Source organism: Bradyrhizobium genosp. P, assembly GCF_049949265.1.
GTDB lineage: Bacteria > Pseudomonadota > Alphaproteobacteria > Rhizobiales > Xanthobacteraceae > Bradyrhizobium.
This window is the reverse complement of record NZ_CP188195.1, coordinates 6,263,183-6,289,233: the sequence shown is the minus strand read 5'-3', so window position 1 is coordinate 6,289,233 and position 26,051 is coordinate 6,263,183. Positions and strand designations below refer to the sequence as shown.

Below are 26,051 nucleotides of genomic sequence, written 5' to 3'. Positions count from 1 at the left end.
GTAACGATCGTTTCATGTAACGACTGTTACAGACGGCTCGCGCCAATGCTGCGAGCCAGCAGGAGGCGATCGTCATGCAATCTGTTCGACCGGCTACGGGCTGGCACGCCCATGTCGCCGTCAAGGCGCTGCTCAAGAGTGTGGTGATCAACATGATCGCGCCCGCGGTCATCTACAGCATGGCTGCGCCGCATTTCGCTACGATGAGTCTGGCGCCGCTGGCCCTCTCGGGCACGCCGCCGATTATCTGGCTCGCCTATGGCATCATCAAGCTTAGGGCGATCGACTTTCTCGGGTTGTTCGCCGCGGAGAACACGGTCGTCCGCATGGCCGCCCTGGCTTTGGCCCACTCCGAGCAACAGGCGCTGATCGGTCGTTCGACGGAGAACGTATTCCTGGCGGCGCTGTTCCTGGCTTCGCTCGCCACCACCAAACCACTGGTCCTGCAAATGTCCCGCCAGTTGCAGACTGGCAACGATCCGGCCAAGCGCGATGCTTTCGATGCCGCTGCGACACGTCCGGCCCCGCTGAAGACCTACCAGACGCTCACGCTGGGCTGGACCTTCGCACTACTGGTCAAGGCAGCGGGGGCCTATCTTCTGGGCGCTCATTTCGCCACCAAGGATTATCTGCTGCTCTCGCCGCTCTGGGACCTTGTCAGTGACGGCGTGTTGGTGACCTGGACCATGCTTTATGGGCGGTCGCGACTGCAGCAGCGGCCTGCCGAAGAAGTCGAACTCATCAGCCGCAGCGGAGTAGCGCCATGACCGATGAAGAGTTGCATCGCTTGCTGATCGGTCGACCCGGCTCTCGCCAGGCACTGAACACGCCGGCTCTTATCCTCGACCTCGCTGCCCTCAAGGCCAACATCGCACGCATGGCGGAATTCGCCGCCACCTGCGGACTGGCGCTGCGCCCTCACGTCAAGACGCACAAAAGCCCGCACATCGCCCGGCTCCAGATCGAGGCGGGTGCCGTCGGGCTGTGCTGCGCCAAGATCGGCGAGGCCGAGGTGATGGCGGAGCATGGCCTTATCAGTGGTCTGCATCTCACCTCGCCGGTGGTCCCGCCGCCGGCGCTGCAACGGTTGGTCGCCCTGAACCTGCGTACGGAGCAGTTGAGCTGCGTCGTCGATCATCCGGCCAATGCCGAGGCGCTTGGCGAGGCGGCACGGGCGTCCGGGCGGCCGCTCGGAGTGATGATCGATATCGATCCAGGCATTCGCCGCACCGGCGTCGGCAGCCCGGCGACGGCCCTTCGGCTGCTGAACGCGATCCGGCGCGAACCATTCCTGCGCTTCGCCGGTGTCCAGTGCTACTGCGGTGCCCAACAACACATCGAAGGCTTCTCGGCACGCCGGCAGGCGATCGTCGAACGCAACGCCTTCATCGCCGAGATCATCGACGCACTCGCCTTGGCCGATGCGCGTCCGCCGGTGATCACCGGCGGCGGCACCGGGACTCATCGCATCGATGCCGAACTCGGCCTGTTCACCGAGTTGCAGGTTGGTTCCTACGTATTCATGGATCGCGAATACCTGGCCTGCGACCTCGCAGGCAACGGCGGACCGTCGCTTTTCGAGACGTCGTTAATGGTGGATGCGCGCGTGGTCAGCGCCAACAGCCCCGGACTGGTCACTGTGGATGCCGGCTTCAAGGCTTTCTCGACCGACGCGGGCGAGCCATTTGTGCTGGCCGGCGCACCCGAGGGATCCGGCTACCGTTTCATGGGGGATGAGCACGGAGCCCTGTTGCTGCCGCGCGGCGCCAACTTGCCACTCGCGAGCCTTGTCACCTTCGGCGTTCCGCACTGCGATCCTACCGTCAACCTTTACGACACTTACCACGTGGTCGAAGCCGACACCTTATGCGCCATGTGGCCGGTCGCCGCGCGGGGGCGGTCTCGTTAGCTCGCGGCCCGCTGTTCTCGATGGTAGGGTCCGGAACCGCATAGCGTTGAGGTCAACGAGTGAGCCCGGAGACCGCATCCTGACCGGCCGTGCCGAGTATGTAGCGAGCGAGGAACGATCTGCGCAGAGACATGAGCAGTGAATCAACCAGTGATCGGCGTACGGAACTGCTGGAGGCCATCGTCGATGTGCTTCTGGTGGATGGGATCGCCGATCTGTCGCTGAGACCGCTGGCGGAACGTGTCGGCACCAGTGCCCGGCTGCTGATTTACCATTTCGGCAGCAAGGAAGATCTCCTGGCGGCAGCCTTGGCACAGGTGCGCGCCCGTATCGCCGGGGAACTGAAAGCGTTGGCGCAAACCGACTCGTCTCCGTCCCTTGGCGCTGCGCTCGCGCGGTTCTGGCGCTGGGCGACTGCCGAGCCCAATCGGAAATACTTCCGCCTTTTGTTTGAGATCGACGGCCTCGCGATGCACGACCAGTTGCGTTTTTCCACTCAGGCGCGGAATGAGAGCACGTCGGTCTGGCTGAATATGATCAGGAACGCGGAAGCTCTGTCTCGCCAGACCTCGGCCGACCCGCCAGGGCGGACGAGGTTGATCTGGGCATCGATCGCAGGGCTGCTGCAGGATTTCCTGACCACCGGCGATCATGAGCGAACGACCGAGGCCTTGCACTATTTTCTCGGTCTGATCGCAAAGGACGAACATGCCCAAGCCGACTAGCTAGGTCCCAACGAGCTAGCCCGGTACTTTAAGCTTCGTCGCCAGCCGGCGCGCCGGGTCGAGATGCAGCAGGGCCTCGAAGGTCTCGATCCGCGGCGCGGAGCCGTAGCGCGAGGCGATCATCTCGCGATAGTCAGCGCCGTGCCAGCGGTCGATGGCGGCCTGCGACCGCCAGATGTAGATGCCGCCGCCCTCGCAGCGCTGCGCGTCGAAGAAATAGTACTTCTCGACGAGGTTCGGGTTGTCGAGCCAACCCGGCGCACTCTGGTCGTAAAGCGCCATGGCATCGTCGCGCGTTGTGCCCGCCGGCAGATCGAAGCGCACGATCTCGACGATCATGCGTCACGCCGGCTGTTGGTTATAGCGATCTTCCTGAGTGCGGCCGCCGTAGCCATAGCACACCGCCCCGCAGTCGATGATGTGCACGTTGGAATGCGGGTGCAGATTTCCGATCAGTTCCGACAGCAATCCGAAGGCCCGCTTGTGGTAGGCGATCTTGTCGCCCCGCGTGTTGGTTCCCTCGGTGATGGTCACTTTGAGGCGGAACGAGTTCTTGCCGTGCTCGACGAGGGAACGCTGATCGATGAACCACTGCTCGCGCGGCAGATAGTGGATTTGAACCATGGTCAGTTCGCGCTTCTTCTTCAGCGTCGCGCAGGTGAGGCTGGTGATCTCGGTCGCCAGGCGGCGGCTCAGCGCGTCGTCTGGGGTTCCCGATACGGTCAACTTGATTCCAGGCATTGTTATCTCCAATCGTTGTGGTGCATGGGTCCAAGCTAGCCAGCCGATATCTTTCGGAAAAGCAGGAAGATGTGGTACTATCCATCGGAATAGCTGATGGATCATCACATGCGCCTCGACCTCGATTTACTGCACGGCTTTGTCGTCGTCTGCGACACCGGCAGCCTGACCGCGGCCTCGCGCCGGGTGCACCGCTCGCAATCTGCACTCAGCGAGCAGATGCAGAAGCTGGAGGAGGCTTGCGGCCGTCCGCTGCTGGTGCGCGGCAAGACCGGCGTGCATCCGACCCCTGCCGGTGAGCGGCTGCTGCAACATGCCCGCCAGCTGCTCGGCCTCTCCGAACTGGCCTATCAGGACGTGCAGGGCATCGAGATCGCGGGCACGCTGCGGCTTGCCATGACCGACTATTTCCGCCCCGTGCAGATCATCGAGATCCTGGCGCGGATCCGCGCGCGCTATCCGCGGCTGCGCCTGCAGGTCTCGGTGCGCAAGAGCGCGCTGATCGAGGAGGATCCGGACGAATTCGATATCGGCATCTCGATGCGGCTGGTCGACGGCCGGCGCAAGGCACCCGACGACGGCCGGATACTAATCGCGCGCGAGCCGGTGTCGTGGATCGCGCATGACACCTTCAAGCGCGCGAAGGCCGCAAGATGGCCGCTCGTGACCTTGCCCGACACCTGTTCGTTGCAGAAGGCGATCGTTCGCGCGCTGAACCGGCACAGGGCCAAATTCGACGTCGTGATGACCGCCTCCGGCGTGGCCGGTCTCCACATGGCCGTCGCCGCCGGCCTCGGCGTGACCTGCCTCAACGCGCCGGCCATACCATCAGGGGCGCGGCGCTTCGTATCGGACGAACTGCCCGAGATGCCCGACGCCGAGTTCAGCCTGCTGCCGCCGAAGCCGAACGAACCCGGACTGGTGGGCGAGGTGAGGCGGCTCCTGGTCGCGCAGTTTGCGTGAACAGCTACCAAGGCAAGGGTAACAAGGTACTTCACGCGACGGTCATGAACCCTATTTAAAGTTCCCGTCTGGCGCAGGGGGCGTCCGTGGGGCTTTTTCATATTTCGTGTTGCCCGGCATTTGGGACAGTGAGTTCTCTTGCTCTCCCAACCATCGCTGCGCTTCGACGAGTCCTGCCCGATGTCGTTGCTGTTTCTGTCATGGCGCTGATTGCCGTTGTCCTGTGTGGATGTTCGGCCGCGCCGATCATTGATACGCACGCGACCGAATACCGGGAGACCGAGGCGACCGCCGGCGACGCCCAGCTCCTCCAAAACATCCTGCGCGCCAAGGACAATCTTCCGATCCACTTCGCCGATCTCTCCAACATTCACGGCTCGATCCAATTGACCGCGGCGGGGGCGGCGAACATAGCCTTCGCAAATCTGGTGGGGTCCACGGTGCCCTCGACGGTTTCGCCGGCCGTCGGGGTGCAAACGTCGCCGAGCTTCGACGTCGGTACGCTGGATACGCAGGATTTTACCAAGGGGCTGTTGTCCGAGATCGATCCCCGGATCATCAAGACACTGTTCGATCAGGGCATCGATCCGCGAATTATGATGCTGCTGTTCTTTTCCGAATACCGGAATGCTTGCGGGGAGCGCTTCATCAACAATTTTGCGTGCGACCGCTCGCGCCCGGTCGATGCCGAACGAGGGTGTCTCAATCGGGTCTATGACTATTTGCACGAAATTGACGGCCTGATCGCCACGAAGGGGTTGCCGCAGCAGCTCCAAGCCAACGTCTATGTCGTATTGAGTCCGGTCGGCGGAAAATTGTCCGGGGATTGGAATCTGAAGGATAACCTCGGCGATCTGAGACAGCTGGATACGTCAAAATACAAGCTGATCGGAAAGCAGCTGTATTCGATCTCGTCACCGCTGCTCGCGATTTGCCACGAGCGAAACCATCGGCTGTATCCATTGTTCGACCAATCCGTGACGGGAGCCGAAGCGTGCAGCCAGAGCGAGGTGATCGTGTCGCATCCGTCGCGCGCGACGTCTTCGCTTTGGGTTCGATCCACCTATGACATGCTCGAGTTTCTTGGGCAGCTTTTGCGATTCCAGGAGGAAAAGGGAAATAACCGCTGCCTCACGCTCGATGCGGCCAACCGGCGGTGCGACAGCGGTGAAGTTCTGTTCCAGGTGAACGCTCCGGCTGGAAGGCCCGTGGTTGCGACGAGCTATGGCGGTCGTACCTGCGCGTTGTCAGACAGAGGCTGCCGATCCAATTTCGAGGAGCCCTGTGATAATTCCCTTCAGGTTCTTGCGATCCTCGAGCTGCTGCTCAACGCGAACAAGGCGGCAAAGGACATCATCGCAACACCAAGAGTCCAGGTCGTGCCCTGAGACTTCTTCGGGAGTGTCCGAAGGCCGCACGATGGCCGTTCGACACGGAACAGCGAACACATTTTCTTGTGCGTGTCGTTGTGATCTGGATCACGGCAACACACGCTTGGCGTGCATTAGTGTTTGAGGCAAGCGGGATCGCCTGGCGACCTCTCGCGACAACCGCTGGCGCCACGACACGTTCGCGGCTCACCAGTTCGCAACAGGAGAAACACACTCCGAGGAGAACAGCGTCATGACAAACATCTGGATTCGTTCCGCAAGCAACTTCTTCGCATTCCTGCGCATGGACACCTCCAAGGTGACCAGCTTCAACGGGGCCGGAAGCGGCACCGTCAACTGTCAGTTCTATGGACCGGGAAGCGAGCCGGTCACGGCGCCTGGTAATGATGAGGTTTTCTTGTTCGTTCCAGTCACCGACACGGCTTTCGCGCTCAGATCGACCGTTTCGGCAAATGCGTATCTGCGCATCGACGGCTCAGCCGTTACCGAGTTCAACGGTGCCGGAAGTGGAACGGTCAACTGCCAGTTCTACGCTCGGGGCACCGAGCCGCAGGTTGCGCCCGGAAACGATGAGGTTTTCCAGTTCGTGGCAGTACCGAACAGCCCCGTCGTCGCGATCCGCTCCGTCAGCAATCCGAATGCCTATTTGCGGATGAACGCTGCCGGGGTCCAGTCGCGGCAGGGCAATGGAGCTGGCATCGTCAACTGCCAGTTCTATGCTCGGGGGACCCAGCCGTCATGGACGCCAGGAAACCTCGAGGTCTTCTACATCTCTGCCGTTCCCACCCTGGCTTGATCGTCCGGAAACGGCGAAAGCTGATGGTCTCGCGTCGTCGGCGTTGCTCCTTGCGACGCCGACCACCACGCATGAAAAAGGCCGCCGGGAGCCGACGGCCTTTGCACGTGGATGGAGCCCCTTACTCCGCCGCCTGCTTGCGCGGCGGATCAAGCGCGCCGGAATCGTGGATCTCGGCGACCTGGTGATCGCTGAAGCCTAGCACCTGGCGCAGGATCTCGTCGGTGTGCTCGCCGAGCAGCGGCGAGCGGCTCACCTCGCTCGGGGAGTCCGACAGCTTGATCGGGTTGCCGACCGAGATGTACTTGCCGCGGGTCGGGTGATCGACCTCGACCACGGTGCCGGTCGCGCGCAGCGACTGGTCCTCCGCCAGCTCCTTCATCGACAGGATCGGGCCGCAGGGGATGTCGTCCTTGTTGAGGATCTCCATCGCCTCGAATTTTGTCTTCGTCATCGTCCACTGTTCGATGCGGGCAAAAATCTCGTTCAGGCGCGGCAGGCGGGCCGGCGGCTTGGCGTAGTTCGGATCGGTCTTCCAGGAGGGCTCGCCGATCACGTCGCAGATCTTCTCCCAGACCGGCGCCTGGGTGATGAAGTAGATGTAGGCATTGGGATCCTGCTCCCAGCCCTTGCACTTCAGGATGCGGCCGGGCTGGCCGCCGCCGGAATCGTTGCCGGCGCGCGGCACGGCATCGCCGAACGCAATGCCCTCGCCGAACTGGCTGTATTCCTTCAGCGGACCATGGGCGAGCCGCTGCTGGTCGCGCAGCTTGACGCGCGCGAGGTTGAGCACGCCGTCCTGCATCGCCGCGGTGACCTTCTGGCCCTTGCCGGAATGGGTGCGCTGATAGAGCGCGGTGACGATGCCGAGCGCCAGATGCAAGCCAGTGCCGCTGTCGCCGATCTGCGCGCCGGTGACGAGCGGCAGGCCGTCGCGGAAGCCGGTGGTGGAGGCGGCGCCGCCGGTGCACTGCGCGACGTTCTCATAGACCTTGCAATCCTCATACGGGCCGGGGCCGAAACCCTTGATCGAGGCGACGATCATCTTCGGGTTGAGGGCGTGGATCTTCTCCCAGGGGAAGCCCATGCGGTCGAGCACGCCGGGGCCGAAATTCTCCACCAGCACGTCGCAGCTCTTGATCAGCGCGGTGAGGACTTCCTTGCCCTTCGGATTCTTGGTGTCGAGCGTGATCGAGCGCTTGTTGTGGTTCAGCATGGTGAAATACAGGCTGTCCACGTTCGGGATGTCCTGCAACTGGCCGCGCGTGATGTCGCCGACGCCGGGACGCTCGACCTTGATCACGTCGGCGCCGAACCAGGCCAGCAATTGCGTGCAGGTCGGACCCGACTGGACGTGGGTGAAATCGAGAATGCGAACGCCCTTGAGCGCCTTGGTCATATCGTCTGCTCCGTACTCTGTATGCCCCTGCACCCGCAGGGAGTGATGGGTTGAAGGGGTTTGCTTACTTCTTCTTTTGCAGGACGCTCTGCGGATTGAGGTTGCCGATACGGCCGCTCTCCGAGCCGGCGGCCGGGTCGATCACCGCGTTGATCAGCGTCGGCTTGCCGGAATCCAGCGCAGCATTGACCGCGCGCTTCAGCTCGTCGGGGGAGGTGGCGTTGACGCCGACGCCGCCGAAGGCTTCCATCATCTTGTCGTAGCGCGAGCCCTTGACGAACACGGTGGTCGCGGGATCCGCGCTCACATTGTTGACGTCGGTGCCGCGATAGATGCCGTCATTGTTGAAGATCACGACGCAGATCGGTAGCTGGTAGCGGCAGATGGTCTCGACCTCCATGCCGGAGAAGCCGAACGCGCTGTCGCCTTCGACCGCGAGCACCGGGTGGCCGGTCTCGATCGCGGCCGCGATTGAATAGCCCATGCCGATGCCCATCACGCCCCAGGTGCCGACATCGAGCCGCTTGCGCGGCTTGTGCATGTCGATCACGCCGCGGGCGAGGTCGAGCGTGTTGGCGCCCTCGTTGACGAAGATGGTGTCCGGGCGCTCGGTGATGATGGCGCGCAGCGCGCCGAGCGCGCCGTGGTAGTCCATCGGAGAGGCGTTGCTCATCAGCTTCGGCGCCATCTTGGCGACGTTGTCATCACGCTTCTTGGCGATGGTGGCGAGCCAGTCGGCCGGCGCGGCCTGCCAGTTCGGGCCCATCGCGTCCAGGAAGGCGGAGACGCAGGAGCCGATATCGCCGACCACGGGGGCCACGATCTCGACGTTGGAATCCATTTCCTTCGGCTCGATATCGACCTGGATGAATTTCTTCGGGGCTTCGCCCCAGCTCTTGCCCTTGCCGTGCGACAGCAGCCAGTTGAGCCGGGCGCCGATCAGCATCACGACATCGGCGTCCTTCAGCACGGTCGAGCGCGCCGCGCCGGCGCATTGCGGATGCAAGTCGGGCAACAGGCCCTTGGCCATGCTCATGGGCAGGAACGGCACGCCGCTCTTCTCGACCAGGGTCTTGATGTCATCATCGGCCTGCGCGTAAGCCGCGCCCTTGCCGAGGATGATCAGCGGGCGTTTTGCCGCCTTCAGGACGTCGAGTGCGCGCTTGACCGCCGACGGGGCAGGGATCTGCGCCGGAGCGGCGTCGATCACCTTGACCAGCGACTTCTCACCGGCGTCGGCGTTCATCACCTGGCCGAACAGTTTTGCGGGGAGATCGAGATAGACGCCGCCCGGCCGGCCGGACACCGCGGCGCGGATGGCGCGCGCGAGCCCGATGCCGATGTCCTGGGCGTGCAGCACGCGGAACGCCGCCTTGCACAGCGGTTTTGCAACGGCGAGCTGATCCATCTCCTCATAGTCGCCTTGCTGCAGGTCGACGACCTCGCGCTCGGAGGAGCCCGAGATCAGGATCATCGGGAAGCAGTTGGTGGTGGCGTGAGCAAGCGCGGTAAGACCGTTGAGGAAGCCGGGTGCCGACACCGTGAGGCAGACACCGGGCCGCTTGGTCAGGAAGCCCGCGATGGAGGCGGCGTAACCGGCGTTCTGCTCGTGGCGGAACGACAGCACGCGGATGCCGGCCGCCTGGGCCATGCGGCCCAGATCCGTGATCGGGATACCCGGCACACCATAGATGGTGTTGATGCCGTTGAGCTTGAGCGCGTCGATGACGAGATGAAAGCCGTCAGTGAGTTCTTGCTCGGTGTCCGGTGCCTCGGACTTTGCAGCGGTATTCAGCATCGGCTTTGTCTCCCTGATCGTTCTTGGTTCGGACGATCTGATCGTCGTCTGGTTAGAGCGGGTTAAACGAGTTCTCTATGTGAACAGCTCTTGGCCGTGCGCCTCGACATAGGCGGCAAGGCCAAGCGTGTGATCGCGCGCGCGTTTTTCGGCGAGTTCGGTGTCGCGCGCCTCCAGCGCCTCGATGATTCCGAGGTGCTCGGGCAGCGAGGTTGCGGTGCGGTCCTTGCGCCCGATCGTGAGCTGGCGATAGCCGCGCACATGCAGCAGCAGGTCGTTGGTCAGATCGACCAGCACCGGCGATTCCGACAGCGAGATCAGCGCCTGGTGGAAGGCGATATTGGCCTTGGAATATTCCTCGACATGATCCTGCGGCAGGCGATCGTTGCTGAAGGCCTTGAAGAAGTCGCGCAGCGCCGTGATGTCCTTCTTGCGTGCGGTGGCTGTGATCAGGCGCGCGGCCATGCTCTCGAGCGCGGCCCAGGCGCGGATCATGTCGACGATCTCGGTCTTGGTGCGGCGGACCACGATGATGCCGCGGCGCGGAACGGTCTTGACGAAACCGTCCTGCTCCAGCATCGCGATGGCCTCGCGGATCGGCGTGCGGCTGACGCCGAGGCGCTCGGACAATGCGCGCTCGTCGAGCATGACTTGCTCGGGCGTCGCGTAGATGTCCATCTTCAGGATAGCTTCCTTCAAGGCCTCATAGGCCTTGTTCTTGAAGCTCGTCTCCGGCGCGATCCGGACGATGGCGATATCTGTCTCAGCCATGTTAGGCGACGCCTTGGTCTGTTTTGGTTCGGGCACGACTCGTCTCCTCCTCTTGGAGACGTCTTCTTAGCAGAAGAAACTATGTTAGTTTTTGGCATGCCAAATACCAGAATGTCAAGGTGCCCTAGTTTTCGGCGTTTTTGAGCACTCGCCCGGCTTGACAATTCCTCCTGTGGCATACCAAATGCCATTAATGTGTCCCGGGAGGAAGCCAATGTCAAATTCAAAAGATGCGGTTCGCAAGGTTCTCGATGCGGTCAAGGCCGACAAGCGCACGAGCCTGACCGCGCCCGAAGGCAAGCTGGTGTGCGATGCCTACGGCATTCCGGTGCCGAAGGAGGGCGTCGCCAAGTCGGCGACCGAGGCCGCCCGCATCGCCTCCGACATGGGTTTTCCTGTCGTGATGAAGATCGTTTCGCCGGACATTCTCCACAAGACCGAGGCGGGCGGCGTCGTGGTCGGCGTCAAGAGCGCTGCCGAAGCCGAGAAAAGCTACGAAACGATCCTGGCCAACGCCAGGAAGTACAAGGCCGATGCCAAGATCGAGGGCATCCAGGTGCAGCAGATGCTGGGGGGCGGCACCGAGGTCATCATCGGCTCCATCACCGACGGCTCGTTCGGCAAGCTGGTTGCCTTCGGCCTCGGCGGCGTGCTGGTCGAAATCCTGAAGGACATCACCTTCCGCCTGGCGCCCGCGACCAGACAGGATGCGCTGTCGATGCTCGACGGCATCCAGGCGCATGAGATGCTGATGGGTGTGCGCGGCGGCGACCCCGTCAATCGCGAGGCGCTGGCCGACGTCATCGTCAAGGTGTCGCAGCTTGTCAGCGATTTCCCCGAGATTGTCGAACTCGACCTCAACCCGGTGTTCGCAACCAAAGCCGACGCGATCGCGGCCGACGTCCGCATCGTCGTCGACTTCAACTACAAGCCGCGTGCGGCGCCGCGCCCGACCGAGGAAATCGTCGCCGCGATGAGCCGCATCATGCAGCCGCAAGGCGTTGCGGTGATCGGCGCGTCCGCCGAGGATGGCAAGATCGGCAACTCCGTGATGAAGAACCTCATCAACGGCGGCTACAAGGGCGAGATCTATCCGATCCATCCGAAGGCTGCGGAAATTCTCGGCTACAAGGCCTACAAGAGCGTCAAGGACGTACCGGGTGTGATCGACACCGCGGTGTTCGCGATCCCCGCGAAATTCGTCGCCGGTGCGCTGGTCGAATGCGGCGAGAAGAAAATCCCGGGTGCGGTGCTGATTCCATCGGGCTTTGCGGAAGCCGGCGCGCCCGAGTTGCAGGCCGAGATCGTCGAGATCGGCAAGAAATACAACGTCCGCCTGATGGGACCGAACATCTACGGCTTCTATTATACGCCGGCCAATCTCTGCGCCACCTTTTGTACCGCTTACGACGTCAAGGGCCACGCGGCGCTGTCGTCACAGTCGGGCGGCATCGGCATGGCCATCATCGGCTTCTCGCGCTCGGCGAAAATGGGTGTGTCGGCGATCGTCGGCCTCGGCAACAAGTCCGATATCGACGAGGACGATCTGCTCGCCTTCTTCGAGCAGGACCCCAACACCAATCTGATCGCGCAGCATTGCGAAGACCTGAAGGACGGCCGTGCGTTCGCCGAAGCCGCCAAGCGCGTTTCCAGGAAGAAGCCGGTGGTCGTGCTCAAGGCCGGCCGCACCTCGGCTGGCGCCAAGGCGGCCTCGTCGCACACCGGCGCGCTCGCCGGCAATGACAAGATCTACGAGGACGTCTTCAAGCAATCCGGCGTGATCCGCGCCCGGTCCTTGCGTCAACTGCTCGAATTCGCCCGCGGCGTGCCGGTGCTTCCGACGCCGAAGGGCGAGAACATCCTGATCATCACCGGTGCCGGCGGCTCCGGCGTGCTGCTGTCGGACTCCGTCGTCGACAACGGGATGTCGCTGATGGCGATGCCGCCGGATCTCGATGCGGCGTTCCGAAAATTCATCCCGCCGTTCGGCGCGGCCGGAAACCCCGTGGACATCACTGGCGGCGAGCCGCCGATCACCTATGTCAACACCGTGAAGCTCGGCCTGTCGGATGAGCGCATCCACGCGCTGATCCTGGGCTACTGGCATACGATCGTCACCCCGCCGATGGTGTTCGCGCGCAACATGGTCGAGGTGAAGAAGGAGATGGAGGCCAAGGGCCTGGTGAAGCCGATGGTCGCCTCGCTCGCCGGCGACGTCGAGGTCGAGGAGGCCGCCGAATATCTCTACCAGAACGGCATCCCGGCCTATGCCTATTCGACCGAGCTGCCGGTCGAGGTGCTGGGCGCCAAGTACAAATGGGCTCGCGGCGCAGGCCTGCTCTGATTATCAACAGCATGCCGCTTCGGACGGGTTCCGGAGCGGCATTTTTCACCATGCGGGAAAGTTTGGGGTTGGGGCGCCGATCGTCTGACGGAGGATGATATGCAGGTCGCGATGAGGAAGAACGTGATCCGGCGCAGGGCCGTCGAGCCGAAATCCAGCGCAGAGCATGACGCCGAGCCCCGCGATGGCGGCGTGCAGTCGGTCGATCGCGCGCTCTCGATCATCGAGACGCTGGCCGAAGACGACCAGGGCTATCGCCTCAGCGACCTCGCGGTCCGCACCGGGCTGTCGACCTCGACCGTGCATCGGCTGCTGGCGACCTTGGAAAGCCGCCGTTTCGTCCAGTTCAATCGCGCCGATTTGAAATGGCATGTCGGTGCCCGCGCCTTCTCCGTGGGTGCGACCTTCGCCCGCCGCCGCAACTTCTCGGCGCAGGCGGTGCCTTATCTGCGCAAGCTGCGCGATCTCACGCGCGAGACTGCGAATCTTGCCGTGGTCGACGACGAGTTCATCATCGTGCTGACCCGGATGGAAAGCCGCGAGATCATGCGTTCGCTGACCAAGGTCGGCGGCCGCGCCGCGATGGTGGGGTCGGGCGTCGGCAAGGCGGTGCTGGCGACCTATTCCGATGAGGCCGTTGGCGCCATCATCCAGCATCACGGCATGCCGCGCCTGACCGAGAAGTCGATCGTTCGTCCGAGCGATTTGTTCAGGCAGCTAGAAAACATCCGCCGCCAGGGTTACGCCATCGATGACGAGGAGGCCTGCATGGGCCTGCGCTGCATCGCCGCCGTCGTCTACAACGATTGCGCCGAACCGCTCGCAGCGATTTCCGTCTCGGGCATGACCAGCCGCCTGACTGACGATCGCCTGCCGATGCTGGGACAGACCGTGCGCGAGATCGCCGCGGAACTGACGGCCGCGCTGGGCGGCGTGATGCCGGGCATCAACCGCGGCTGAGCGGGGCAGCTGGCTCCGGCCAGATCCCCTCTGACCTGCTTGCACCGGGTTCCAGGCACCGATCCCCGCTTTTGAAACGCGCCGCCTCGGGCAGCCAGCTTGCTTTTGGCATCTGATGTGCTACTGATATGTCAAGTAAGGAAAGCGATGAGGGAGAACCGCGATGGAGTTGGCCGCGACCCGGATGACGGAACGCCAGCGCAAATACCGTGCGACCTACCGCGAGCGCGTGGTCGGCTGGTACAATGGCTGGCTGCACGTCGTGCTGATCTACACGATCGGCTTTACGGCGCTTTACGTCTATCTGGCCAACCTCCACGACGTGAAATGGTGGGAGTACATCACTGTTCCGGTGGTCTTTCTGATCGCGAACTTCTTCGAATGGGCCATCCATCGCTTCGTCATGCACCGGCCGTCGAACGTGCCGCTGCTGCGCGCGATCTACAGCCGCCACACGCTGATGCATCACCAGTTCTTCACCGAGGAGGAGATGCGGTTTGCCGACCACCACGACTGGCGCGTCACCTTCTTTCCGCCCTATGCGCTCGTGGTGTTCACCTTGATGTCGATCCCGCCGGCGACCGCGGCTGGCCTTGTCATCTCGGCCAATACCGGATGGCTTGTGATCACCACGACGACGTCGATGTACCTGATCTACGAGTTCATGCACTTCTGCTGCCACGTCGAAGAAAACGCCTTCGTGCGCAATATGCCGTTCGTCAACACCATCCGCCGGCATCATACCGCCCATCACCACCAGTCGATCATGATGGAGCGGAACATGAACCTGACCTTCCCGGTGACGGACTGCCTGTTCGGCACCTCCGATCTCAACCGCGGTCTGCTCGGTCACATCTTCAACGGCTACAGCACCCGCTACGTGAAGACCGACATGCGTCGTACGGCGCGGACGCCGCGGGTCGGCGGCGCCAGCGTCCCGGCCGAGTGAAGCGTGCCGCATGCCGCAGCTTGAACCGAATCTCGTCGCGCTCGGCTGGTTTTGCCTGCTCTGGAGCGTCTGCTGTGCCGGTTTCCTGCAGCTTGCCGGGATGTATCCGTTGCAGGGGCGATCCCGCCTGCCGGTGATGGCGGCGACGGTGTTGTGGCTCGCGCTATCGGGTGGCACGATCGCGTTCGCCGCGATTGAGCTGCGCTGGACCACCATCGTCGTCGCGGGTGGTGTATTGTTGCTGTTCCTGCCCGCATTGTTCCAGGCGCTGCCCGAGCGCCGGCGCGACGGCCGATCGGGACTGCGGATTGCCGGCTGCGTCATGATCGCGGCGCTTGCGTTGCTCGCGCGCGTCGCCGCGCCGTCCTTTCACATCTGGTTTGCCTGAAACATGATCCGGAAAAGTGTGAATCGGTTTTCCGAAAAGATCATGCACTTCAAGAGGAGGTCGCGATGCCGAGCCGCATCAAGTTCCTGCTGTCGGTGGCGTGCCTCGCCACCGCGGCATGCGGATACTTCTTCATGGTCTATTTGGGACAGCGCGGACCAAGCTATGCGGTCGCGTTCCTCGGAGTGTTTGCCACGGTGTCGATGTGGATATTCCCCGAGGTCGTGAAAAAGGATCTCAAGGCGCGTTCACCGGGGCCCTGACAGGATCCGGGAGCCTGATACGATGACGCCGCACAGGGAGGATCCAATGGCGACCTATACCGGGGACCGCACCATCGACGGCATTTCCGTGCTGGTCGACGGCCAGCCGTTGTCGCCGCACTATGACCAACTCAGGCTCACCGATCACGGTTTTGAATGGAGCTATGAAGGACCCGAGCCGGCGCAACTGGCCTTCGCGCTGCTCTACGACCATCTGAAGGACGCAGCCGCCGCCAAGGAGCTGCACAAGACCTTCATGCGGCGCGTCGTCGCCAATTTCGACAATGAATGGGAGCTCAGCTCGGCCGATCTCGATGAGGCGGTCGCGACGTTGCGGTCCGGACGGGCGGCGTAGTCACGCATTCAGTCCCTTGCGACATCTTGATCGGCAGCAATTACAGCGTCGAACGCGCAAAGCTCTCGATATAGTTGATCAGATCGTCCGAGGCCGCACCGGCCGCGTCCACGCGACGCTCGGCGATCGCTTCGGCGACCTCCGCGTGCAGCCGCGCCGCGAGCGGCAGGTCGGCCGCTTCCTTGTAATGCTGGTACCAGAAGCGGCGCGACAGGCCGTGCATCAGGCCCATCGCGCGGCTGGCGAACTCGTTGCGCGAGGCTCCGGCGACCAGCGTGTTGAACTGATGGTCCAGCCGCATGAACAGCAGATCGTCGGATTTCTCGGCAGCGCGGCGCATACCGGTGGCGATCTCGGTGAATTGCGCGCGCTGCTCGCTGGTGGCGCGCTCGGCCGCGCTACGCGCCATCAATCGCTCCAGCTCGCGCCGCACCTCGAGCAGACGGAGCTGGGCGCGGAGGTCGATCTCGGACACCAGCACGCCGCGACGGGCCAGGATGTTGACAAGGCCGTCGCGCGACAGGCGCTGCAAGGCTTCGCGGATCGGCGTGCGGCCGATGCCAAGCCGCTTGGCGAGCACGAGTTCGGACAGCGCGGTGCCGGGCGTCAATTGCAGCGTCACGATCAGTTCTTCCAGCTCGGCATAGGCGCGTTCGGTGAGCGTGACGTCGTTCTGCAGGAGTGGAGCCTGCTTGGACGGACGCGGCTTGCCAGCGGCCGCTGACGGTTTTCGCGCTGGCCGGCGGCTGCCGGCGGAGCGTACGTGCGCGGTGCCGGATCGTTTGTTCGAATCTGCCATGGAGGATGATGTGCGCTGCTATGCAGCAGATATCTCACACCTCGGATACCGCGACAAGGCCGGCCGGTGTGCGCATGCTGAACCGATCCTCGCGCGCAAGCGAGGTGCAGCCGAAAGCCGGTTAACGGCATCGACGAAATCGAGGCATCTCCGATAATTTGCCCTTAATGGGAACCCGGTTATGTGTCGCCGGCGGCACGGCTGTGTCCGGGGGAGGCATTTACCCACCATGTTGGTTCAGGTCGATTCAAGTTTTGCGAGCGACGATCGCGCCCGGGCGGAGATCGGTGCGGCGGTAAGATATTTGCTGAAGGACGCGAGCGGGCGCGCGCGGGACGAGATCGTCCAGGCGATCGTCGAGTTGGTTCGTGACGTCGCGAGCGGACCGCTCGCACCCGGGATGGCGCCGAAGCAGCCGGCCGTGAGCGGCATTACCTACAAGGATTATGTGATCGACGCTTACCGGCGCGATACGGATCGTTGGCGCGCAACGATCCGCCGCTCGAACGGCAAGAAGATCCGGATTGTCTCTCCACCCGCGGTGCGCGATGAGGTGACGACCGTCACCGATGCGATCACGGCCGAGAAGGCCGTCGAGTTCGCCAAGCGTGCGATCGACGCCGGCGAGGTGATTTGAGGTAAATTTAGGTCTGGCGGCGCAAGCCCCGACGTCGGTATACCCATCCATCGCCATCCAAGCCGATGGCGCAGCGGGGCGATATGCCCCGATCCAACGATGGGGAACCCCATGCCGTCCGAACTCCGCTCGCCCCGTCTCGCCGTTCTGATCGACGCCGACAACGCGTCGGCCAAGATCGCCGATGGGCTGTTCGAGGAGATTGCCAAGATCGGCGAGGCCAGCGTCCGCCGCATCTACGGCGACTTCTCCAATCCCAGGTCCAAGGGCTGGGCCGACATCCTGTCGAAGCACGCCATCATCCCGCAGCAGCAATTCGCCTATACGACTGGAAAGAACGCGTCCGACATCACGCTGGTTATCGACGCGATGGACCTGCTGCATAGTGGCCGGTTCGACGGCTTCTGCCTGGTGTCGTCGGACAGTGATTTCACCCGGCTTGCCGCCCGCATCAGGGAACATGGCGTCGACGTGTTCGGGTTCGGCGAACAGAAGACGCCGGAAAGTTTTCGGCAGGCGTGCCGCAGATTCGTCTACACCGAGAACCTGCTTGCCGTCACGGCTGGTAATAACAAGGATGCGACCTCGGGCCCGAAGCCGCTGCAGCAGCTCGATGCCGCGACCCCCATCATCAAGAAGGTCATCACCCAGATGGAAAGCGAGGACGGCTGGGTCGGCCTTGGCGAAGTCGGACGGCAGCTCGCCAACCTCGCGTCCGATTTCGATCCGAGAACCTACGGCTTTCGCAAGCTGAGCGATCTGGTGCGCCGGACAAATTCGTTCGAAATCGATCAGGCCAAAGGCGGAACGATGCGCATTCGCGTCAAGCCGGTGGCCGAAGCGCCTGCCAGAAGGCGAGCCCCCCGAAAACCGCCGCCGCCCGCGACCGGCCCATGATTGCCGGCATGGCACAGGTCCGCTTTTGGCATGAAGCCTCCCGTTGGCGGAAATATCAGATCCACTAAAGTGATCGCCAACGGACGAGCGGGCGCGGTTGCGTTCGCTATGACCAACGAAACGTAGGGGAGGAGCGCATGGGTCGGAAGATCGCGATCTTTGGAGCCGGCGCCGTCGGCGGATATGCCGGTTCGCACATGGTGCAGGCGGGCGAGGACGTCACCTTCATCGATCCATGGCCCGAGCATGTCGAGCACATGCGAAAGCACGGCTTGCGCGTCACCCATGCGATGGACGTCGCGGAGTTCTCGGTTCCTGTGCGCGCGCTCCACGTCACCGACGCGCAGCAGCTCGCCAAGGAGAAGCCCGTCGACATCGCCTTCGTGTGCATGAAGTCATATGATACCGCCTGGGCCACCATGCTGATTCAGCAATATCTGGCGCCGGATGGCTATATGGTGTCGCTGCAGAACTGCATGAACGAGGAGACGATCGCCGGCGTCGTCGGCTGGGGCAAGACGCTCGGCTGCATTGCCAGCAGCATCACCGTCAATTTGCCTGAGCCCGGCCACATCCACCGCGGCGCCGGCAAGGGCGGCGCGGCGCATACCGTGTTCCGCGCCGGCGAGGTGCACGGCCGGATCACGCCGCGCGCGGAAGAGGTATGCCGGCTGGTCGGCTATTCCGACAGCGCCAAGGTCACCGGCAATCTCTGGGGCGAGCGCTGGTCGAAACTGGTTGCCAATGTCATGGGCAATGGGCTCTCGGCCTGTACTGGTTTGCCCGGCGGAGAAATGTTGCAGAGCGAGCCGTTGCGCCGCTTCTCGACCCGGCTTGGCAGCGAGGCGATCCGCGTCGGCCAGGCACAGGGCTATCAGCTCGAGGAAATCCTGCATCTGCCGCCCGAGACGATCGCGCGTGCCGGCGAAGGCGACGAGGCCGCGATACAGGCCTGCGACGAGCAGCGCTTCAAGGACGCCAAACGCACCTCGTCGGCACAGCGCCCCTCGATGGGCCAGGACATGCAGAAGGGCCGGCGCACCGAGATCGAATTCCTCAACGGCTTCGTGGTGCGCGAGGGCGAGAAGCTCGGCATCGCGTGCGCGGCCAACGCCGCGCTTACCGACATCGTCAAGCGCGTCGAGCGCGGCGAGCTTGCGCCGGACCCGCGGCACATTACGGAACTGCGGATGAATTGATGCGCGCTGCGCTTTTGCGACGCTGGTAGTTTCCATCACGTGCGCCAGCCAAGCACCTGATCCGTTGCGTCTTTTACGAACCCCTTCCACCCAGCGGGAAATAAAATCCCCTTCGTTGAGATCGCGCGCCGCGACCGTGAAGATGCAGCCTGTGCCGACAAGGTTGGGCGAGGCGTGACATGGCGAAGATGCGGGCGATCGATGCGGCGGTGCGGATCCTGGAGAAGGAGGGCATCACTTGCGCCTTCGGCGTGCCGGGGGCTGCGATCAACCCGCTGTACTCGGCGCTGAAGCTACGCGGATCGATCAGGCATATCCTGGCGCGCCATGTCGAGGGCGCCTCGCACATGGCCGAAGGCTACACCCGCGCCAAATCAGGCAATATCGGCGTCTGTATCGGCACGTCGGGGCCGGCCGGCACCGACATGATCACCGGGCTCTATTCGGCGATCGCGGATTCGATCCCGATCCTGTGCATCACCGGCCAGGCGCCGCGCGCGCGGCTCTACAAGGAGGATTTTCAGGCTGTCGACATCGAGTCGATCGCCAAGCCTGTGACCAAATGGGCAGTCACGGTGCGCGAGCCCGGCCTGGTGCCGCGGGTGTTCAGCCAGGCGTTCCACGTCATGCGCTCGGGACGTCCCGGGCCGGTGCTGATCGACCTGCCGCTCGATGTTCAGTTGGCCGAGATTGAGTTCGACGACTCCACGTACGCGCCGCTGCCGGTCTACAAGCCGGCGGCGACCCGCGCCCAGATCGAGCAGGCGCTGGAAATGCTCAATGCGGCCGAGCGGCCGCTGATCGTCGCCGGCGGCGGCGTCATCAGCGCCGATGCATCCGACCTGCTGGTGACCTTCGCCGAAACCGTCAACATCCCAGTGGTACCGACACTGATGGGGTGGGGCGCGATCCCCGACGATCACGTGCTGATGGCCGGCATGGTCGGCTTGCAGACCAGCCACCGCTACGGCAACGCCACCATGCTGCAATCGGATGTCGTGCTCGGCATTGGCAATCGCTGGGCCAACCGTCACACCGGCTCGATCGAGACCTACACCAAGGGCCGCAAATTCGTTCATGTCGACATCGAGCCGACGCAGATCGGCCGCGTCTTCAATCCCGATCTCGGCATCGTCTCCGACGCCAAGGCCGCGCTTGAGCTGTTTGTGAGTGTTGCAAGGGAATGGCGCCGGGACGGCAGGCTCAGGGAGCGGCAGGCATGGCCGGCCGCGTGCCAAGACCGCAAGCGGACCATGCTGCGCAAGAGCCATTTCGACGAGATGCCGATCAAGCCGCAGCGGGTCTATCAGGAGATGAACCGCGCCTTCGGCCGCGACACGACCTACGTTAGCGTGATCGGCCTGTCGCAGATCGCCGGTGCGCAATTCCTCGGCGTCTACGGGCCGCGCAACTGGATCAATGCCGGGCAGGCCGGCCCGCTCGGCTGGACGTTGCCGGCAGCGCTCGGCGTGCGCGTGGCGGATCCTGCACGCGAGATCGTGGCGCTGTCGGGCGATTACGACTTCCAGTTCCTGATCGAGGAACTCGCGGTCGGCGCGCAGTTCAAGCTGCCCTACATCCACGTCGTGGTGAACAATTCCTATCTCGGGCTGATCCGCCAGGCGCAGCGCGGCTTCGACATGGACTACCATGTCCAGCTCTCCTTCGAGAACATCAACGCGCCGGAACTTGGCGTCTATGGCGTCGATCACGTCGCCGTCGCCGAAGGCCTCGGCTGCAAGGCGATCCGCGTCACCGATCCCAATCACGCCGCCGCGGCGTTCCAGACCGCGCGCGATCTGATGGCGGAGTTCCAGGTGCCTGTCGTGGTCGAGTTCATCCTCGAGCGTGTCACCAACATCGCGATGGGCACCGAGATCGACAACATCGTCGAGTTCGAGGACGTTCTCGATCTGCCGCTCGATGACACGCCAGCCGCGCGCCAGGGCGGCATGCTTCAGCCGGCTTGACGCGGAAGGGATACGCCATGCCGAAATTCGCCGCCAATCTCACCATGCTGTTCGGCGAGGTGCCGTTCGTCGAACGCTTCGCTGCAGCCAAGGCTGCCGGCTTCAGCGGCATCGAGTATCTCTTCCCGTACGATTTTGACAAGGCCGAGCTGCGCGAACAGCTCGACAAGCAGGGCCTGACGCAGGTGCTGCACAACCTGCCGGCCGGCAATTGGGCCGCCGGCGAGCGCGGCATCGCGATCCTGCCCGATCGCGTCGACGAATTCCGCGACGGCGTGGCGCGCGCGATTGATTACGCCAAGGCGCTGGACTGCCGGCAGCTCAATTGCCTCGTCGGTATTGCCCCTCGCGGCGCCGATATCTTCGAGCTGAACGAGGTGCTGCTCGGTAATCTCCGTTTCGCCGCCGATGCCCTGGCGCGCGAGCGGATCAGATTGCTGATCGAGCCGATCAATACGATCGACATTCCCGACTTCTTCCTCAACCGGACCGAGCAGGCGGTGCAGATCATCGCCGACGTACAGTCGAGCAATCTGTTCGTGCAGTACGACATCTACCACATGCAGGTGATGGAGGGCGACATCGCCCGCCGCCTGCAGCGGCATCTGCCGCAGATCGCGCATGTGCAGCTCGCCGACAATCCGGGCCGCAACGAGCCCGGCACCGGCGAGATCAACTACCCGTTCCTGTTCCGCCATCTCGACGTGATCGGCTATCGCGGCTGGATCGGATGCGAATACAAGCCGCGCACCTCGACGGTCGAAGGCCTCGGCTGGCACGCCGCGCAGACGTTCGAGACGTGATCAAGCAAGGACAAGCAGCAATGATCGATATCGGTTTTATCGGCCTCGGCACCATGGGCCGTCCCATGGCGGCCCATCTCCAGGCCGCCGGCCATCGTCTGTTCCTGCATGACGTCGCGCCAGTCGCGCCCGAACTGCTCGCGGGCGGCGGCGTCGCCTGCCAGTCAGGCCGGGAGGTCGCGCAGGAGGCGGACGCCGTTATCATCATGGTGCCGGATACGCCGCATGTCGAAGCGGTGCTGTTCGGCAAGGACGGCGTCGCGGGTGGGCTGTCGAAGGGCAAGATCGTCGCCGACATGAGTTCGATCTCGCCGCTGGCAACCAAGGAGTTCGCGAAGAAGATCGAGGCGCTCGGCGCCGACTATCTCGATGCGCCGGTGTCGGGCGGCGAGGTCGGCGCCAAGGCGGCGAGCCTGACCATCATGGTCGGCGGTCCGGAGCGCGCCTTCAACACGATGAGGCCGGTGTTCGAGCGGATGGGCAAGAACGTCACCCATGTCGGCGGCAATGGCGACGGCCAGACCACCAAGGTTGCCAACCAGATCATCGTCGCGCTGACGATCGAGGCGGTCGGCGAGGCGCTGCTGTTCGCCTCCAAGGCCGGTGCCGATCCGGCGCTGGTGCGGCAGGCGCTGATGGGCGGCTTTGCCGCGTCGCGCATCCTCGAAGTGCATGGCGAACGCATGGTGAGCCGCAAGTTCGATCCCGGTTTCCGTATCGAGCTGCACCAAAAGGATCTCAACCTCGCGCTCGAAGGCGCGCGTGCGCTCGGCATTTCCCTGCCGGGCACGGCGATGGCGCAGCAATTGTTCTCCTCCTGCGTGGCGCATGGCGGCAAGGGGTGGGATCATTCGGCGATGGTGCGCGCGCTCGAGATGATGGCCGATCACGCGATCGCCTCGGTTTAAATGGTTCCGGCTGGAACCGGGATTATTGCCCGACGGGGAATTGGAACGTCTCCTCCCTCCCGATGTTGAGAGGCATCGTCAATCTGCTGGAGGAGAATGATGAACAAGCGTTTTGTACTTTCCATTGTCGCGGCGTCGTTGCTGGCATCGGGCTCGGCTTTTGCGCAGTCCACCACCGCGGCAGGCGCCGTAAATGGCGCGCGCACAGGTGGCGACGTTGCAGGTCCCGTCGGTGAGATCGTCGGCGGCACCGTGGGTGCTGCGGTGGGTGCCGGCCTCGAGATTCCGAATGCGGTGATCTCGTCGATCCCGCGGACCGAGCCGTCGGTCGTGGTGCGCGAGCGCGTCGTGGTCGGCGAGCCGCTGCCTGACACGGTCGTGCTGTATCCCGTGCCGAACTACACTGAGTATCGCTATGCGGTCGTCAACGATCGCCGGGTGATCGTCGAGCCGCGCACCCGCAGGGTGGTCAAGTTCATCGACTGACCGCGTCGTCATTGCGAGGAGCGATAGCGACGAAGCAATCCATTCCTCCGCACACGCTGCGAGATGGATTGCTTCGCTTCGCTCGCAACGACGAGATAGACGATGTGAATCGTGTCCCCGCGGGCCTCCCGCCCGCGGGGATTTCCTTTGCCTACAACAGCTCGCGCACCCCGAGTCCGCCCATGAAGCGCTCGCGGATCTGGACCGGGTCGCGCCGCGTGGTGCCGGTGCCGGGCTTGTCGTCGATGCGAACACCGATCAGGCTCGGGCTTGAAGCCGACATCGATTGTTCGATCAGCCGCTCGAAGTCGTCTTCATCAGCGGCCCAGGAGCTGTTGGCAATGCCGCTTGCGACTGCGACCGCGACGATGTCGGTATGGCCTGCTGCCGGTGTCGGTTGCGCGCCCGTGATCTGGTAGACGCCGTTGTCCATCACCACCATGGTGAGATTCTTCGGCGCCAGCGTCGCGATCGTTGAGAGGCAACCGAGCTGCATCAACAGCGAGCCGTCGCCCTCCAGCGCGAACACGCGCCGGTTCGGCTGCGCCAGCGCGACGCCAAGCGCGATCGGAAACGCCAGTCCCATGCTGCCCAGCATGTAGAAGTTCTGCGGGCGATGGCCGGCGGCCCAGAGATCGAAATTGGTGTTGCCGATGCCGCCGATCACGGCCTCTTCATGCTTCAGTGTTGCAACCAGACGCGAGATTAGGTCGAAGCGGTTCATCACCTTGGTATTGCGCGTGGGTGTGGTCATGGCTGATCTCACTTGTCGAACACTTTGCCGCCGGTCAACAGCGGCGAGAGGATCAGCGCCACCGGCGCCTGGGTGGTGACGGCCTGCTTGATCGAGCGGTCGGCGATGAATTCGAACTCGTCGAGCCGTGTGATGGTGTGGTGCTCCATCGCCAGCGAATCCAGCACGGGCCGCATGGTGCGGCAGACCAGCGCCTGGCCATAATTGAACTCGCCGAGCGTACCACGCTCGGAGACGAACATGATCAGCGGGATCTGGTAGGGCACCGCCAGCGACGCCAGCACATTGGCGAGCGTGGCAAAGCCCGAGGTCTGCATCAGCACCGCGCCGCGCATTCCGGCCATCCAGGCGCCGGCGATGATGCCGACGGCCTCTTCCTCGCGCGCGGTCGGGAAGGTGGTGAAATAGGGATCAGCGTGCAGGTTCTTGATCAGCGTGGTCAGCACCCGGTCGGGCACGTAAGGCACCAGCCGGATCTCGTTGCGCTTGAGCGTCTGCTGCACGATCCCGTGCCAGGTTGGTGGGGAAACCGAGCCCTTCGGCGAGGCGTGTTCTGTAGCGGCCGCCATCCTGTTCTCCCTGATCGTGCGACGCAACGGCCGCTTGCGGGGTGAAAACTTGACGCAGTGGGCGGGATTGTCAACATGCTCCGGCCGCAACGCGATCTGCGGATTCCGGCGATACCGGCGTCGATCCGGCGTGCGATACAGGACACAACGATATTTCTGGGGGAAACGGCGAAGACATGACCGTTAACAACAAGCGCGTGTTCTACGTCAAATATCTCGCCCACGAGATCTATGTCGATATCCTGAAGCAGCGGCCGGACGTGCGGCTCGACCGGCTCGAGAACGACACGCCGGAGGCACAGTTCGCGCCTGTGCTGGCCGACGCACATGCCTACCAGATCGGCGCGGCGCGCGATGAGCTGGCGCCGCATTTCCATGCCCACGCCGGGCTGTTGAAGCGCGCGCCGAACCTTTTGATTGTGTCCTCGAACGGCGCGGGTTTCGATCCCGTCGATGTCGACGCCTGCACCGTAGCGGGCGTGCTGGTCGTCAACCAGTCCGGCGGCAATGCCAATTCGGTTGCCGAGCACGCGCTCGGCATGATGCTGACGTTGTCGAAGCGGATCATCCAGTCCGATCGCCGGCTGCGGCGCGAGCCCAACGTCAACCGCAACGATCTGATCGGCAACGAGTTGAAGGAAAAGACCGTCGGCATCGTCGGCCTCGGCAATGTCGGCCGCCGCATCGCCGAGCTGTGCAGGGGCCTGCTGCACATGAAGGTGATCGCCTACGATCCATATCTCACCACTGAGGAGATGGCGAAGCGGGGCGGGGAGAAGGTCGAGCTCGACGAACTTCTGCGCCGTTCAGATTTCGTCTCGATCTCATGCCCGTTGGACAACAAGAGCAGGGGCATGATCAGCACCCGCGAATTCGCGCTGATGCAGCCGCACGCTTATTTCGTCACCACCGCGCGCGGCTTCATCCACGACGAGAAGGCCCTGGAAGAGGCGTTGCGCGAAAAACGCATCGCCGGTGCTGGCCTCGACGTCTGGGCCAAGGAACCGCCGCCGCCGGATCATCCGCTCTTGCAGTTCGACAATGTGCTGGCGAGCCCGCACACTGCCGGCGTCACACGGGAGGCGCGGATCAACATGGGCAAGATCGCCGCCGAGCAGATCCTCGCTGCGCTCGACGGCAAGCGTCCGCCGCGCATCATCAATCCCGAGGTGTGGCCGGTGTACGCGAAGCGGTTCGAGAGGGCGTTCGGATTCGTGCCGCAGTAGGACCGACATCTCAGCATCGTCATGGCCGGGTCAAGCCCGGGCATGACGAGT

Annotated in this window: 28 protein-coding genes; 20 read left to right on the top strand and 8 right to left on the bottom strand. The window is 63.5% G+C overall.

All coding sequences use genetic code 11. The annotated features are described in order from the left end of the window. Positions 1–74 precede the first annotated feature (74 nt). The 3 genes from ACP2YO_RS30425 to ACP2YO_RS30415 all read left to right on the top strand — a co-directional run bounded on the left by ACP2YO_RS30425 (position 75) and on the right by ACP2YO_RS30415 (position 2,634). On the top strand, positions 75–767 hold the full coding sequence (locus tag ACP2YO_RS30425) for a VC0807 family protein (protein ID WP_426434827.1): 693 nt from the start codon (positions 75–77) through the stop codon (positions 765–767). Then, positions 764–1,909: a DSD1 family PLP-dependent enzyme gene (locus ACP2YO_RS30420; RefSeq protein WP_426434826.1), complete on the top strand. Its 1,146-nt coding sequence runs from the start codon at positions 764–766 to the stop codon at positions 1,907–1,909. The genes ACP2YO_RS30425 and ACP2YO_RS30420 overlap by 4 nt, the downstream gene beginning before the upstream one ends. Before the next feature lie 197 nt (positions 1,910–2,106). Then, complete coding sequence (locus ACP2YO_RS30415; protein WP_426434825.1) at positions 2,107–2,634, top strand: TetR family transcriptional regulator; 528 nt, start codon at positions 2,107–2,109, stop codon at positions 2,632–2,634. Positions 2,635–2,649: 15 nt separating this feature from the next. Here the strand turns inward: ACP2YO_RS30415 and ACP2YO_RS30410 are convergent, their stop codons facing one another. Together ACP2YO_RS30410 and ACP2YO_RS30405 are read right to left on the bottom strand one after the other, a co-directional pair. Continuing rightward, on the bottom strand, positions 2,650–2,973 hold the full coding sequence (locus tag ACP2YO_RS30410) for a hypothetical protein (protein WP_426434824.1): 324 nt from the start codon (positions 2,971–2,973) through the stop codon (positions 2,650–2,652). A 3-nt stretch (positions 2,974–2,976) separates the two neighbouring features. Then, on the bottom strand, positions 2,977–3,375 hold the full coding sequence (locus tag ACP2YO_RS30405) for a tautomerase family protein (RefSeq protein WP_426434823.1): 399 nt from the start codon (positions 3,373–3,375) through the stop codon (positions 2,977–2,979). 96 nt (positions 3,376–3,471) lie between these two features. Here ACP2YO_RS30405 and ACP2YO_RS30400 point away from each other — a divergent pair, with 96 nt between their 5' ends. From ACP2YO_RS30400 to ACP2YO_RS30390, 3 genes are all read left to right on the top strand, one after another. After that, the gene (locus ACP2YO_RS30400; RefSeq protein ID WP_426434822.1) at positions 3,472–4,338 is read left to right on the top strand and encodes a LysR family transcriptional regulator; all 867 of its coding nucleotides are present in this window, start codon (positions 3,472–3,474) and stop codon (positions 4,336–4,338) included. Between the two features lie 200 nt (positions 4,339–4,538). After that, positions 4,539–5,726, top strand: coding sequence for a hypothetical protein (locus ACP2YO_RS30395; RefSeq protein WP_426434821.1), 1,188 nt, complete (start codon positions 4,539–4,541; stop codon positions 5,724–5,726). Positions 5,727–5,961: 235 nt separating this feature from the next. Continuing rightward, positions 5,962–6,525: a hypothetical protein gene (locus ACP2YO_RS30390; RefSeq protein WP_426434820.1), complete on the top strand. Its 564-nt coding sequence runs from the start codon at positions 5,962–5,964 to the stop codon at positions 6,523–6,525. 121 nt (positions 6,526–6,646) lie between these two features. Here ACP2YO_RS30390 and frc read toward each other — a convergent pair whose 3' ends face one another. The 3 genes from frc to ACP2YO_RS30375 form a co-directional block, all read right to left on the bottom strand. After that, on the bottom strand, positions 6,647–7,924 hold the full coding sequence (frc, locus tag ACP2YO_RS30385; protein WP_426434819.1) for a formyl-CoA transferase: 1,278 nt from the start codon (positions 7,922–7,924) through the stop codon (positions 6,647–6,649). A 64-nt stretch (positions 7,925–7,988) separates the two neighbouring features. Further along, complete coding sequence (gene oxc, locus ACP2YO_RS30380; protein ID WP_426434818.1) at positions 7,989–9,722, bottom strand: oxalyl-CoA decarboxylase; 1,734 nt, start codon at positions 9,720–9,722, stop codon at positions 7,989–7,991. A 75-nt stretch (positions 9,723–9,797) separates the two neighbouring features. Then, entirely contained in the window at positions 9,798–10,493 is a 696-nt protein-coding gene (locus ACP2YO_RS30375) for a GntR family transcriptional regulator (protein ID WP_426434817.1), read from the bottom strand. Between the two features lie 214 nt (positions 10,494–10,707). Between ACP2YO_RS30375 and ACP2YO_RS30370 the strand changes: the two genes are divergently transcribed. From ACP2YO_RS30370 to ACP2YO_RS30345, 6 genes are all read left to right on the top strand, one after another. Next, on the top strand, positions 10,708–12,837 hold the full coding sequence (locus ACP2YO_RS30370; protein WP_426434816.1) for an acetate--CoA ligase family protein: 2,130 nt from the start codon (positions 10,708–10,710) through the stop codon (positions 12,835–12,837). Between the two features lie 111 nt (positions 12,838–12,948). Further along, positions 12,949–13,797 carry an IclR family transcriptional regulator gene (locus ACP2YO_RS30365; protein ID WP_426443352.1) on the top strand — a complete coding sequence of 283 codons (849 nt, stop codon included), beginning with the start codon at positions 12,949–12,951 and terminating at the stop codon, positions 13,795–13,797. A 163-nt stretch (positions 13,798–13,960) separates the two neighbouring features. Then, a complete protein-coding gene (locus ACP2YO_RS30360) occupies positions 13,961–14,746 on the top strand; it encodes a fatty acid hydroxylase family protein (protein WP_426434815.1) in 786 nt (261 codons plus the stop codon). 10 nt (positions 14,747–14,756) lie between these two features. Further along, positions 14,757–15,134, top strand: a complete 378-nt coding sequence (locus ACP2YO_RS30355) for a hypothetical protein (protein ID WP_426434814.1) — start codon at positions 14,757–14,759, stop codon at positions 15,132–15,134. Between the two features lie 65 nt (positions 15,135–15,199). After that, positions 15,200–15,397 (top strand): hypothetical protein, encoded by a 198-nt coding sequence (locus ACP2YO_RS30350; RefSeq protein ID WP_426434813.1) that lies wholly within the window; start codon positions 15,200–15,202, stop codon positions 15,395–15,397. Positions 15,398–15,443: 46 nt separating this feature from the next. Next, the gene (locus ACP2YO_RS30345) at positions 15,444–15,752 is read left to right on the top strand and encodes a DUF6166 domain-containing protein (RefSeq protein WP_426434812.1); all 309 of its coding nucleotides are present in this window, start codon (positions 15,444–15,446) and stop codon (positions 15,750–15,752) included. Positions 15,753–15,792: 40 nt separating this feature from the next. On the opposite strand, the gene ACP2YO_RS30340 is transcribed toward ACP2YO_RS30345, so the two are convergent. After that, the gene (locus ACP2YO_RS30340) at positions 15,793–16,551 is read right to left on the bottom strand and encodes a GntR family transcriptional regulator (protein WP_426434811.1); all 759 of its coding nucleotides are present in this window, start codon (positions 16,549–16,551) and stop codon (positions 15,793–15,795) included. Positions 16,552–16,780: 229 nt separating this feature from the next. Here ACP2YO_RS30340 and ACP2YO_RS30335 point away from each other — a divergent pair, with 229 nt between their 5' ends. From ACP2YO_RS30335 to ACP2YO_RS30305, 7 genes are all read left to right on the top strand, one after another. After that, a complete protein-coding gene (locus ACP2YO_RS30335; RefSeq protein WP_426434810.1) occupies positions 16,781–17,188 on the top strand; it encodes a hypothetical protein in 408 nt (135 codons plus the stop codon). Between the two features lie 111 nt (positions 17,189–17,299). Continuing rightward, positions 17,300–18,085 carry an NYN domain-containing protein gene (locus ACP2YO_RS30330; RefSeq protein WP_426434809.1) on the top strand — a complete coding sequence of 262 codons (786 nt, stop codon included), beginning with the start codon at positions 17,300–17,302 and terminating at the stop codon, positions 18,083–18,085. A gap of 137 nt (positions 18,086–18,222) precedes the next feature. Further along, positions 18,223–19,284, top strand: coding sequence for a ketopantoate reductase family protein (locus tag ACP2YO_RS30325; RefSeq protein WP_426434808.1), 1,062 nt, complete (start codon positions 18,223–18,225; stop codon positions 19,282–19,284). A gap of 179 nt (positions 19,285–19,463) precedes the next feature. Further along, entirely contained in the window at positions 19,464–21,254 is a 1,791-nt protein-coding gene (gene gcl, locus ACP2YO_RS30320) for a glyoxylate carboligase (RefSeq protein WP_426434807.1), read from the top strand. A 17-nt stretch (positions 21,255–21,271) separates the two neighbouring features. Beyond that, complete coding sequence (gene hyi / locus ACP2YO_RS30315; RefSeq protein WP_426434806.1) at positions 21,272–22,057, top strand: hydroxypyruvate isomerase; 786 nt, start codon at positions 21,272–21,274, stop codon at positions 22,055–22,057. Between the two features lie 20 nt (positions 22,058–22,077). After that, a complete protein-coding gene (locus tag ACP2YO_RS30310) occupies positions 22,078–22,965 on the top strand; it encodes a 2-hydroxy-3-oxopropionate reductase (RefSeq protein ID WP_426434805.1) in 888 nt (295 codons plus the stop codon). 99 nt (positions 22,966–23,064) lie between these two features. Continuing rightward, positions 23,065–23,451, top strand: coding sequence for a DUF1236 domain-containing protein (locus tag ACP2YO_RS30305; RefSeq protein WP_426434804.1), 387 nt, complete (start codon positions 23,065–23,067; stop codon positions 23,449–23,451). A gap of 151 nt (positions 23,452–23,602) precedes the next feature. On the opposite strand, the gene ACP2YO_RS30300 is transcribed toward ACP2YO_RS30305, so the two are convergent. Further along, positions 23,603–24,205: a thiamine pyrophosphate-dependent enzyme gene (locus ACP2YO_RS30300; RefSeq protein WP_426434803.1), complete on the bottom strand. Its 603-nt coding sequence runs from the start codon at positions 24,203–24,205 to the stop codon at positions 23,603–23,605. A gap of 8 nt (positions 24,206–24,213) precedes the next feature. Continuing rightward, positions 24,214–24,774: a thiamine pyrophosphate-binding protein gene (locus ACP2YO_RS30295; protein ID WP_426434802.1), complete on the bottom strand. Its 561-nt coding sequence runs from the start codon at positions 24,772–24,774 to the stop codon at positions 24,214–24,216. Between the two features lie 176 nt (positions 24,775–24,950). On the opposite strand from ACP2YO_RS30295, the gene ACP2YO_RS30290 reads away from it, so the two are divergent. Next, positions 24,951–26,000 (top strand): hydroxyacid dehydrogenase, encoded by a 1,050-nt coding sequence (locus ACP2YO_RS30290; protein WP_426434801.1) that lies wholly within the window; start codon positions 24,951–24,953, stop codon positions 25,998–26,000. The last annotated feature ends 51 nt before the right edge of the window (positions 26,001–26,051 follow it).